Origin of the sequence: Cyanobium sp. Candia 9D4 (assembly GCF_024346155.1) — a bacterium.
GTDB lineage: Bacteria > Cyanobacteriota > Cyanobacteriia > PCC-6307 > Cyanobiaceae > Cyanobium > Cyanobium minutissimum.
In genome coordinates this window covers 255,414-266,750 of record NZ_JAGQCK010000002.1, presented here as the reverse complement: position 1 = coordinate 266,750, position 11,337 = coordinate 255,414, and the positions used below count along the sequence as shown (strand labels likewise).

Here is an 11,337-nt window from a genome sequence, read left to right as displayed (position 1 = left end):
CTCAGGGGCGCCGCCAGGCTTCGCGGTGCATCCAGCTGATCCAGTCGGCGGAGATCTGCTTGGGGCAGGCGGCCTCGCATTCCAAGTGGCTGCTGCAGCTGCCGAAGCCCTCAATGACCATCCGGTCCTGCATGGCACGGGCACGGTCCCTGCGCTCCGGCTGGCCCTGGGGCAGCTGGCCCAGGTGCGCCAGCTTGGCCGCCACGAAGAGGCTGGCGGAGGCGTTGCGGCAGCTGGCCACGCAGGCGCCGCAGCCGATGCAGGTGGCGGTGTCGAAGGCCTGGGACGCCTGTTCCCGGCCGATCAGCAGGGCATTGGCCTCCGGCGCGCTGCCGGTGTTGATCGAGCAGTAGCCGCCGCTGGCGATGATCCGGTCAAAGGCGGAACGGTCCACCGCCAGGTCCTGCAGCACGGGGAAGGCCCGGGCGCGGAACGGCTCCAGCGTCAGCACGGCGCCGTCGCGGAACTGGCGCAGGTAGAGCTGGCAGACGCTCGTCGCCCGCAGGGGCCCCTGGGCCTGGCCGTTGACGAGAAAGCCGCAGGACCCGCAGATGCCCTCGCGACAGTCGTGCTCGAAGCCCACCGGTCGTGCGCCGGCGGCGATCAGCCGTTCGTTGAGCAGGTCGAGGGCTTCCAGCAGGGAGAGGTCGGTGGACACCGCCTCGAGCGCATGGACCTCGAAGCCACCGGGCTGGTCGGGACCGGCCTGGCGCCAGATCCTCAGGGTGAGGGAAACGGTCGGCATGGGAACGGCGGTGTCGGGGACAGCCGTGGCGTGGGGGCTGCCGTCGGCGAGCCCCGGCAGGCACCGGGGGTCGACCCTGATTCTGCTGCTCGGGCGGCGGGGATGTTGTCGTTCCGCTTCATCCGTGCGGCCAGGGCCCCAGTGGCGGGGCGAAAGATGCAAGACTCAGTCAATTTTCAGAAATAGGGGTCCGGCCCCCACCCCCCATCGGGTCCCTGCTGCCCCCTGAGCGTCCCGTGTGAACGACCCGAGAACGACCGCCCCGTGAACGACCACCGAAAACTTGTCGTGGAACTTCGCCGGTCGATGGGCCGTCTTGAGGCGGCCCTCGGCACGATCAGCGATGCCCTGGTGATCACCAGTTGCGAGGGGCGGGTGCTGTGGTGCAACGCCAGCTACGCCCGGCTGGTGGACCGCACCCCCCCGGCGGTCCTGGGCGAGTCGATCTACGACCAGCTGCCCCGCGACTGCGACAGCGCCCCCCTGCTCAACCCGGAGCTGGTGCTTGCCGGCGGTGACCTCGGGGGCCACTTCACCCGGGTGCTGGACCGCAGCAAGCTGCGGGCCATCGAGATCGAGTGGAAGCCGATCCGCAGCGAGCGGCTGCGGCCGCTGATCTTCTGCTTCCGGGACGTCAGCGCCCTGCTCTCCTACGAGCAGCTGCGGGTCGAGGTGGAGCGGATCGAGCGGCGGCGCCAGCAGACCGAGAACCTGAACCGGGCCCTGGAACTGGAACGCCTCGCCCTGGCCACCAAGGTGATGGAGTGTCCGGTCACCGGCCTTCCCAACCGCCGCGGGCTCCACGTCAGCATCCGCGCCGCCCTCAAGACCCAGCGCCAGAGTGGCGGCCGGATCAGCATCCTCTTCTGCGATCTCAACAATTTCAAGGAGATCAACGACCTGCACGGCCATCAGATCGGCGATGACCTGCTGATCGAGATCGGCCGCCGGCTGCAGCGCTCGCTGCGCTTCGGCGACATTCTCTCCCGCCTCGGTGGTGATGAGTTCGTTGTCCTGACGATGGGCATCTTCAATGAGGCCGATGCCCTGCAGCTGGCGATGCGCCTCAACGACGCCGTCGGCCAGGCGTGGTCGGTGGAAGATCACACGATCCGCCCGTCGATGAGCATCGGCATCACCATCTCGGATGATCCGGACATCTCCGTCGATGAGTTGATCCGGCGTGCGGATCTCGCCATGTACGAAGCCAAGAGCAACGACCAGCACATCGCTTTCTACCATTCCTCCATCGACAAGAAAGTCAGGAAGAACATCCATCTGCGCCATCAACTGGAAGGCGCGATCCAGCACGAGGCCATGTTTCTCGCCTATCAGCCGATCGTCGGGCTGGAGGATCGGACGGTGGTGGGGATGGAGGCGCTGCTGCGCCTCGGGGACATCACGGCACCGATCGCCACCCCCTCGGAATTCATCCCCCTTGCCGAGCGCACGGCCCTGATCCTCCCCATCGGCCGCTGGGTGATCAGCGAAGCCCTCCGGCACCTCGCCGATCTCCGCGCCAGGGGCTCGGAGATCACCATGGCGATCAATGTGAGTCCCCTGCAGCTGAAGGAAAGCGGCCTCAGCGATTACTTCCTCACCCAGGCGGAGCGGGTGGGAGTGGATCCCAGCTGGACCGTGATCGAGGTGACCGAAAGCATCCTGATCGAACACCCCGAACTGGCCACCTGCGAGCTGAGCCGCCTGCGGGAGGCCGGCGTCAAGGTGCATCTCGATGACTTCGGCACGGGATACTCGAGCATGTCGTGGCTGGCGCGGCTGCCGATCGACTCGATCAAGGTCGACCGCAGTTTCATCGCCGACTTTCTCAACGACCACCGCAAGGCCGTGGTGCTCGATGCCATGATCCGCCTCTCCCACGACCTGGGGCTGGGCCTGATCGCCGAGGGCATCGAAACCGCCGAGCAGCACGAGGGGCTGCTTGCCATGGGATGCGACCAGGGCCAGGGGTTCTTCTTCGGCCGGCCCGAGCCGCTCAGCCGTAGCTTCGCGGTCCCGGCACAACGGATCGGTAGGTGAGGGGCTCGCAGTGGCGCAGGGGAGGCTGCCCGGGCCGGTGCTCCCAGGCCGCGATGTGGGCGAAGCGCTCGTCGTCCCGCCGGGCTTCCCCGTCCGGGGTCTGATGGTCCTCGCGGAAGTGGGCGCCGCAGGATTCCTGCCGCGCCAGGGCATCCCGCAGCATCAGATCCGCCAGCCCGAAGAAGTCCTCCAACCGCAGGGCCTTCTCCAGCTCGCCGTCGAGGACACCGTCCTGCTCCGGGAGGCGCAGATCCCCGAGGAAGTCCTGGCGCAGGGCCTCCAGCTCAGCCAGCGCCGCCGTGAGGCGATCGGCCCGGCGGCTGATGCCGCAGGCGTCGATCATCAGGTGGCCCAGCCGGCGGTGGAAGACATCCACGGGCTGGGTTCCCCCGGTGCTTCGCAGGGCGCCGATACGCGCCTCCACGGCCGCCACCGCCTCGCGGCAGGCCGGGTGGTCGTCCGCCAGGGCGCCGGCCCCGGCGCCGGCCAGCCAACCCGTCACCGTCGCCGGGGCAATGAAGTACCCGTCAGCCAGGGCCTGCATCAGGGCACTGGCCCCGAGCCGGTTGGCGCCGTGTTCGGAGAAGTTGGCCTCCCCGAGCACGAACAGGCCGCCCACCGTGCTCATCAGGTGGTAATCGACCCACAGGCCCCCCATCGTGTAGTGGGGGGCGGGATAGATCCGCATCGGCGTGACCCTGGGGTCCTCGCCGGTGATCCGCTCGTACATCTCCAGCAGATTCCCGTAGCGGGCGTCGATCGCCTCGGTGCCGTCCCGGTCGATGGCCCCGGCCAGATCGAGGTAGACCGACCGGCCGCCGGGCCCCACGCCCCGGCCCTCCAGGCAGAGCTCGCGGGCGCGGCGTGAGGCCAGATCCCGCGGCACCAGATTGCCGTAGCTGGGGTACTGGCGCTCAAGGAAGTAATCCCGCTCCGCCTCCGGAATCGCCGCCGGCGGCCGGTCGTCGCCGGGGCGCAGCGGCAGCCAGATCCGGCCGTCGTTGCGCAGGCTCTCGCTCATCAGGGTGAGCTTGCTCTGGTGGACGTCGCCGCTGGGGATGCAGGTGGGGTGGATCTGGGTGAAGCAGGGGTTGGCGAACCAGGCGCCGCGCCGGTGGGCCTGCCAGATCGCCGTGGCGTTCGACTTCAGGGCATTGGTGGAGAGGTAGTAGACGTTCGAATAGCCACCGGTGGCCAGCAGCACCGCATCGGCACCGAGCACCTCAAGGGCGCCGGTGCGCTGGTGGCGGCAGACCACCCCCCTGGCCCTGCCGTCATGGACGATCAGGTCGAGCATGTCGCGGCGGCAGAGCAGCTCCACCCGCCCGGCGGCCACCTGGCGCAGCATCGCCTGGTAGGCGCCGTAGAGCAGCTGCTGGCCCGTCTGGCCGCGGGCATAGAAGGTGCGGCTCACCAGGGCGCCGCCGAAGCTGCGGTTGGCGAGGGTGCCGCCGTACTCCCGGGCGAAGGGCACCCCCTGGGCCACACACTGGTCGATGATCGCGCCGCTGATCTCGGCCAGCCGGTGGCAGCCGGCTTCCCGGGCGCGGAAATCGCCGCCCTTCACTGTGTCGCGGAACAGGCGCTCGACGCTGTCGCCGTCGTTGGCGTAGTTGCGGGCGGCGTTGATGCCCCCCTGGGCCGCCACCGAGTGGGCCCGGCGGGGGCTGTCGTGGTAGGTGAGCACCTGCACCCGATAGCCCTGCTCAGCCAGGCTCGCGGCCGCCGAAGCCCCCGCCAGGCCACTGCCCACCACCAGGATCCGCAGCCGCTGCTTGCGGTTGGGGCTGATCAGCGGCAGGCTCTCGCGGCACCGCTGCCAGGCGGTGGCGACGGGGCCGTCGGGCAGGCGCGGATCCGGCCGCATCGGCGTGCTCATCCGCCGGCCAGCAGCGGGGCCGCGGGCCGCAGCACCAGGGCGATGGGGACCAGGGTGAACCCCGCCCCGAGCAGCAGGGCCAGGCCCCGGCCCCCCAGCCGCAGGGCGGCCGCATGGGCGGGCTCCAGCAGCCCCAGCCGGCGCACGGCGCTCTCGGTGCCGTGGACCAGGTGCAGACCCGCCGCGATTCCGGCGGCCCCATACAGGGCCAGGCACCAGGGCGTTCGCAGCACCTCCATCAGGGCGGCCAGCTCAGCCCCGGCCGCAGGCCGCGGCCAGCGCAGCTGGGTGAGATGCAGGAGGAGAAACAGCAGCAGCAGCGAACCGCTCCAGGGAATCGCCCGGCCCGCCCAGGCCGCAACGGGCTCCCAGCCCCCCTGGCGGCGGCTGCGCAGGGGGCCGGCCACCGGCCCGCGGGCCCGGCGATTGACGTGGGCCCGGTGCAGCGAGAGCAGGGGGTGGGCCAGGCCGGCCGCCAGCAGCGCCACCTCCAGCCAGGGGAGCCAGCCCTGCTGGTGCAGGGAGGCGGCATAGGTTTCAAACGACGACGGATCCAGCACGGCCAGGAGCACGCCGCCGAGATGGACGGCGAGGAACAGGACAAGCACCAGGCCGGTGACGGCGATCCAGAATCCGGTGATCATTCAGCTGGCGGTCAGCGCCCCTGGAGGCAAGGTGGCAGAAGGCAGCGGCGGGATCGGCTGGGACGGGGGACCCGGCCGCCACTCACCGGGTGGGGCGCCCCCATGAAGCGATCCGACCAGTCGCCTCTCGTCAGCGTCATCGTACCCAACTTCAACCACCGGGCCTTCCTCGGCGAGCGGCTGCGATCGATCCTCGACCAGACGTTTCAGGACTTCGAGCTGATCGTTCTCGATGATGCCTCCAGCGACGATTCTCTCGCGGTGATCCGGGAGCGGCTGCGGGCCCATCCCCACCGGCTGGTCTGCAATGCGGTCAACTCAGGTCAGCCCTGCGCGCAGTGGCTGGGCGGCATGGCCATGGCCACGGGCCGCTACATCTGGATCGCCGAATCGGATGACACCTGCTCGCCGCTGTTCCTGGAACGGATGGTGCGCCACCTCGAGGACGGCAGCGTGCTGGCCTACTGCCGCACCACCACGATTGATGCCGCAGGCGATCCGATCGCCGACCAGAGCTTCTGGCCCGATCACTTCGACCCCGAGCGCTGGCAGCGTTCCTTCACGCTGGAGGGGGCCCGGCTGTGTCGCGCCTACATGGACCGGGGCAACGTCATCGCCAATGCCAGTGGGGTGGTGTTCCGCAGGCCCGATCCCGCGACCCTCCAGGCCCTGGGTCCGCTGACCGCCGGCCGGCGCTGCACCGGCGACTGGCTGTTCTGGAGCCACTACCTGATGCGGATGGGTGGCACCGTGGCCTTCGACGCCGACGCCCTCTCCGGCTTCCGCTGCCACGACCAGACCACCCGCAGCACCGTCAGCCGCAGCCGGGAAAGGCTCCGCTTCGCGGAATACTCCTCCGCCATCGCCTCGGTGCTGCGGATCACCCGGCCGAAGCCGGCCTGGCACTGGCATGCCGTCGCCACCAGCGGCGGCTGGGACTGGATTCTCTACGAATACCTCTGGCGCTACCGGCCATCGCTGGCCGAGAAGCTGCTGATCCGCATTCTGCACGGCCCCCTGCGCCTGGGGCTGTACGCGCGGCTGCTGCAATCCCCGCAGCTGCGCCGCCGCTACCTGGGCTGGCCCACCGGCTGAAACGCCGGGGCCAGGGCCGACCCGGTGGCCGCGACTATCGTTGGCCCCGGCAGCCCAGGGTGGTCATTGCGCGTCGCCTTTGCCCACTACAGCCAGGCGGATGACATCAGCGGCGTCACCACCTGGGTGCTGGGACTGGCCCGACGACTGGCGGCCGATGGCATCAGCGTCGCCATCCATTTCGTGATGACACCCGGCGAGGGGGGCCGCGAAGGTCCCGGTGCGGGGGAGGGCGAACCGCCGCTGTTCGAGACACTCCGGCGTGAGGGGATCGCGGTGTTCGCCACGCCCAGGCGGACCAGCCTGGCGGCGGACGCCCGGGACACCCTGGCCTTCCTCAACCACTGGCGGCCCACGGTGTTCCTGCCCCAGTGCAAGCCGACCCACTACGCGGCGGCGGCCCAGGCCGGCCGGCGGGGGCTGCCCTGGGCCCTCACCCTGCATTCGGACGATCCCGACTACTGGGCGACCGTCGGGGGCTTCGGGGGCGCCCGCCAGGGAAGTGTCCTCGTCTGCGTGTCGCGCCACATCCACGAGGCCTGCACCGCCCGGGGCATCGATCGGCCGGCGCGGGTGATTCCCTACGGCGTCCAGGTGCCGGAGGCGGCGACGGAGTTCCGCCCCGATCCGTTCCGGGTGGTGTTCAGCGGCCGGATCTGGGAGCACCAGAAACGGGCCTCGCTGGTGATCCAGGCCCTGATCCGAGCCTGCCGTTCCCACGGCGCCCTCCGCGCCACCCTGATCGGCGACGGTTATGCCCGCCCGGACTGCGAGCGGCAGGTGGCCGAGGCCGGTCTCGCCGGTGCGATCGACTTCAGCGGATCGCTCCCCCCTGGGGAGGTGAAGGCCCGGCTCCTGGACGCCCAGGCCATCCTGCTGATGTCCGACTTCGAGGGGCTGCCCATCGCCCTGCTGGAGGCGATGGCGGCCGGGGTGGTGCCCGTGGTGCGCCGCATCCCCAGCGGCATCCCCGAGCTGGTCGAGGACGGGCGCACCGGCCTGCTGGTGTCGGAGGATCCCGACGAGGCCGCCCGGGCCCTGCGGCGGCTGGCCGACGATCCCGCCCTCTGGCGGCGCTGCTCGACGGCGGCCAGGGAGCTCGTCAGCACCCGCTACAACGCCGACGCCAGCTACCGGCTGTGGCGCCAGCTGCTGGAGGAGCTCGACCAGCAGGGCAGGGCCGCCCCGTCCAGCCCCTACCCGATCCCCTGCCGCCGGGTCGAGGGCCTGCGGGGGATCCCGACCTCCTTCCATCGGGAGTACCGGGCCCCCCGATCCCGCTCCGCCGCCCTGCGGCAGGCCCTGCGCACGGCCGTGGCCAGAGCCAAGCATCGGATCCGACGGGTCCTGGGCCGTCGGCGGGGCGGGTGACCCCGCCATGGGAGGGTGCACCGATCCCCGGCTCCCGGCCGTGCGACTCTCGCGCCCCTCCACCCTCCTCTGCGCCTTCCTGACGCTGCTGAACGACCGGCTGGGGGAGAGCATCGTCTTCCCTCTGCTGCCGTTCCTGCTGGCGGACTTCACCACCGACGGCCGCACCCTCGGCCTGCTGGCGGGCAGCTACGCCATCGCCCAGTTCACCTTCACCCCCCTGATCGGGGCCCTCAGCGACCGCTACGGCCGCAAGCCGGTGATCACCGCCTGCGTCGCCGGCTCGGTGCTGGGCCTGGGGATGTTCGCCCTCACCGTGATCCTGCCCTGGGGCCGGGTCTGGCCCGAGGCGGCCGCCGCCGGCCTGCCCCTGGCCCTGCTGTTCGCCGCCCGCCTGATCGACGGGGTGAGCGGCGGCACCGCCGCCACCGCCGCCGCGGTGCTGGCCGACATCTCGACGCCGGAACGGCGGGCCCGGGCCTTCGGCCTGATCGGCGTGGCCTTCGGGCTGGGGTTCATCCTCGGGCCGGCCCTGGGCGGACTGCTGGGTCGCATCAACGTGAGCCTGCCGCTGCTGCTCGCCGTGGGCTTCGCCGCGCTGAACCTGGTGGTGGTGGTGACCCTGCTGCCGGAAACCCATCCGCCCCAGGCGCGGCTGCCCCTGCCCAGGGTCTGGGAGCTGCAGCCCTTCGGCCAGCTGCAGCGGGTGTTCGCCGATCCGCGGGTGCGCCGCCTCTGCGCCGCCTTCTTCCTGTTCTTCCTGGGCTTCAGCGGCTTCACCGCCCTGCTGGTGCTGTACTTCAAGCAGGCCTTCGGCTGGGGCCCGGGCCTCTCGGCCGGCGCCTTCCTGGTGGTCGGGGTGGTGGCCACGGTGGTGCAGGGGGGCCTGATCGGCCCGCTGGTGCAGCGGCTGGGGGAGTGGCGGCTCACCCAGATCGGCCTGGGCTGCGTCATGGCGGGCTTCCTGCTGGTGCCCCTGGCGGATCGGGGCAACGCCGTTCCCCTGGTGTTCACGGCGGTGGCGATCCTGGCCCTGGGCACCGGCCTGGTAACCCCCAGCCTGCGCAGCCTGGTGTCACGGCGTCTGGCCGACAGTGGCCAGGGCGCCGCCCTGGGCAGCCTGCAGGGACTGCAGAGCCTGGCCAGCTTCCTCGGTCCGCCCCTGGCGGGGCTGGCCTACGAGACCATCGGCCGCCGCAGTCCGTTCTGGCTGGGGATCGTCCTGATGGCCGTGGTGGTGTGGCTTGTGGCGGCGGGCACCCACCGTCAAGCAGAGGCGACACCCTGAGGGCGGGATCGCCATTGCTACGTTGCCGTCTCTCATGCCCGCGGAGCCCCGCCGTATGTCGTCGCAGCCGGTCGTCGCTCCCGATCTCTACATCAACCGCGAGCTGAGTTGGATCGACTTCAACCACCGGGTGCTGGCCCTGGCGCTGGATGAGCACACACCGCTGCTGGAGCAGGCCAAGTTCAGCGCCATCTTCAGCAACAACCTCGATGAGTTCTTCATGGTGCGGGTGGCATCCCTGAAGTCCCAGCTGGAAGCGGGGGTCACCAGCCGCAGCGACGACGGCCTGACGCCCCAGGAGCAGCTGGAGGCGATCCAGAAGAAGCTGCGGCCCCTGCTGGAGATGCAGCAGCAGCACTACCGCCACTCCCTCAAGACCCATCTGGCCGAGTACGGGGTCCAGCTGCTCGACTACCTGCGGCTCAACGAGGCCCAGAAGACCTGGGCCGACGACTACTTCCGCAAGGCGATCTTTCCGGTGCTCACCCCCCTGGCGGTGGACCCGGCCCACCCGTTCCCGTTCCTGAGCAACCTGAGCCTCAACGTGGCGGCCCTGATCCGCGACCCGGACACGGGCCGGCAGCAGTTCGCCCGGGTGAAGGTGCCCCAGAAGATCCTGCCGCGCTTCGTGCCGATCCCCACCGAGCTGAGCGGCGTCGTGCCCACCCCGGGCTACACAGCGGTACCGCTCGAGCAGCTGGTGGCCTTCAACCTGCGCTGGCTGTTCCCGGGCATGACCATCGAGGGGCACTACTTCTTCCGGATCACCCGGGACGCCGACCTGGAGCTGCGGGATCTGGAGGCGGACGACCTGATGGAGGCCCTGCAGGAGGGCCTGCGCAAGCGCCGGGTGGGCGGCGAGGTGGTGCGGGTGGAGGTGGCCGACGAGATGCCCGAGGAGGTGGTGCACCTGCTGATGGAGGGCACCGACGTGGAGCCGGAGGACGTATACCGCACCAACGGTCCCCTGGGCCTCGACGACCTGATGAGCCTGATGGCGATCCCCCTCAGCCAGCTGCGGGACGCCCCCCACAAGGGACGCACGGCGCCGGCCCTGGTGCGGGCCCAGCGCAGCCAGCTGGAGGACGGCTCGATCAAGCAGGAGGAGTTCGAGAGCATCTTCTCGGTGCTGCGGCGCGGTGATGTGCTGCTGCACCATCCCTTCGACCTGTTCTCCACCTCCGTGGAGGAATTCCTCAGCCAGGCCGCCGCCGATGCCTCGGTGCTGGCCATCAAGATGACCCTCTACCGCACGTCGAAGGATTCGCCGGTGGTGGCCTCCCTGATCCGCGCCGCCGAGAACGGCAAGCAGGTGATGGCGCTGGTGGAGCTCAAGGCCCGTTTCGACGAGGACAACAACATTCAGTGGGCCCGCCAGCTGGAGCGCTCCGGGGTGCATGTGGTCTACGGGGTGCTGGGACTCAAGACCCACACCAAGGTGCTGCTGGTGGTGCGACGCGAGAAGGGAGCCCTGCGCAGCTACGTGCACATCGGCACCGGCAACTACAACTCCAAGACCTCCTCGCTCTACACCGACATCGGATTGCTGACGGCCCGGGAGGACTTCGGCCAGGATCTGGTGGAACTGTTCAACTACCTGACCGGATTCTCGAAGCAGCAGAGTTTCCGCAAGTTGCTGGTGGCGCCCGTCACCCTGCGCAAGGGGATGGAGGGGTTGATCCGACGGGAGATCGAGCACGCCAAGGCCGGTCGCGGCGGCCACATCAAGGCCAAGATGAATGCCCTAGTCGATCCGGCGATCATCGCCCTGCTCTACGAAGCCTCGGCCGCCGGGGTGCGGATCGAACTGATCATCCGCGGCATGTGCTGCCTCCGGCCGGGGGTGGAGGGGGTCAGCGAGGGCATCACGGTGGTGAGTGTCATCGGTCGCTTCCTGGAGCATTCGCGGCTGTTCTGGTTCGCCAACGGCGGCCAGCCGGAGATGTTCTTCGGCAGCGCCGACTGGATGCCCCGCAACCTGGATCGACGGGTGGAGGCGGTGGCGCCGATCGAGGACCCGCGGCTCCAGCAGCAGATCGAGGCCTTGCTTGAGCTTTACCTGACCGATACGGGCGCCTGGCACATGCACAGCGATGGACACTTTGCACAGCGTCAGCACTCCGGCGAGCCGAAACTGACCCAGAAGCTGCTGATGGAACGCTGGCGGGGTGGCCTTGTTTCGGAGGCCAAAGCGTAGCCATCACGACATACGCAACATCTTTCCGTCAAAATACATACAATCTGCAGCTGGATCCGGGTTTCAACGTTCCCGCGG

Annotated in this window: 8 protein-coding genes; 5 read left to right on the top strand and 3 right to left on the bottom strand. The window is 69.9% G+C overall.

The window, feature by feature from the left end; translation table 11 throughout:
- Nucleotide 1: 1 nt before the first annotated feature.
- Nucleotides 2–745, bottom strand: coding sequence for a succinate dehydrogenase/fumarate reductase iron-sulfur subunit (locus KBZ08_RS05880; RefSeq protein WP_254972029.1), 744 nt, complete (start codon nucleotides 743–745; stop codon nucleotides 2–4).
- Between the two features lie 306 nt (nucleotides 746–1,051).
- Here KBZ08_RS05880 and KBZ08_RS05875 point away from each other — a divergent pair, with 306 nt between their 5' ends.
- Nucleotides 1,052–2,785 carry a bifunctional diguanylate cyclase/phosphodiesterase gene (locus KBZ08_RS05875; protein WP_106219711.1) on the top strand — a complete coding sequence of 578 codons (1,734 nt, stop codon included), beginning with the start codon at nucleotides 1,052–1,054 and terminating at the stop codon, nucleotides 2,783–2,785.
- Here the strand turns inward: KBZ08_RS05875 and KBZ08_RS05870 are convergent.
- Nucleotides 2,742–4,652 carry a fumarate reductase/succinate dehydrogenase flavoprotein subunit gene (locus KBZ08_RS05870; protein WP_254972028.1) on the bottom strand — a complete coding sequence of 637 codons (1,911 nt, stop codon included), beginning with the start codon at nucleotides 4,650–4,652 and terminating at the stop codon, nucleotides 2,742–2,744. The genes KBZ08_RS05875 and KBZ08_RS05870 overlap by 44 nt on opposite strands.
- A gap of 8 nt (nucleotides 4,653–4,660) precedes the next feature.
- Nucleotides 4,661–5,308 (bottom strand): succinate dehydrogenase, encoded by a 648-nt coding sequence (locus KBZ08_RS05865; protein WP_254972027.1) that lies wholly within the window; start codon nucleotides 5,306–5,308, stop codon nucleotides 4,661–4,663.
- 102 nt (nucleotides 5,309–5,410) lie between these two features.
- Here KBZ08_RS05865 and KBZ08_RS05860 point away from each other — a divergent pair, with 102 nt between their 5' ends.
- From KBZ08_RS05860 to ppk1, 4 genes are all read left to right on the top strand, one after another.
- On the top strand, nucleotides 5,411–6,403 hold the full coding sequence (locus KBZ08_RS05860; RefSeq protein WP_254972026.1) for a glycosyltransferase family 2 protein: 993 nt from the start codon (nucleotides 5,411–5,413) through the stop codon (nucleotides 6,401–6,403).
- 66 nt (nucleotides 6,404–6,469) lie between these two features.
- Nucleotides 6,470–7,774, top strand: a complete 1,305-nt coding sequence (locus KBZ08_RS05855) for a glycosyltransferase family 4 protein (protein WP_254972025.1) — start codon at nucleotides 6,470–6,472, stop codon at nucleotides 7,772–7,774.
- A 7-nt stretch (nucleotides 7,775–7,781) separates the two neighbouring features.
- Nucleotides 7,782–9,062: an MFS transporter gene (locus KBZ08_RS05850; RefSeq protein WP_254972024.1), complete on the top strand. Its 1,281-nt coding sequence runs from the start codon at nucleotides 7,782–7,784 to the stop codon at nucleotides 9,060–9,062.
- A gap of 55 nt (nucleotides 9,063–9,117) precedes the next feature.
- Nucleotides 9,118–11,259, top strand: coding sequence for a polyphosphate kinase 1 (ppk1, locus tag KBZ08_RS05845; protein WP_254972023.1), 2,142 nt, complete (start codon nucleotides 9,118–9,120; stop codon nucleotides 11,257–11,259).
- Nucleotides 11,260–11,337 lie beyond the last annotated feature (78 nt).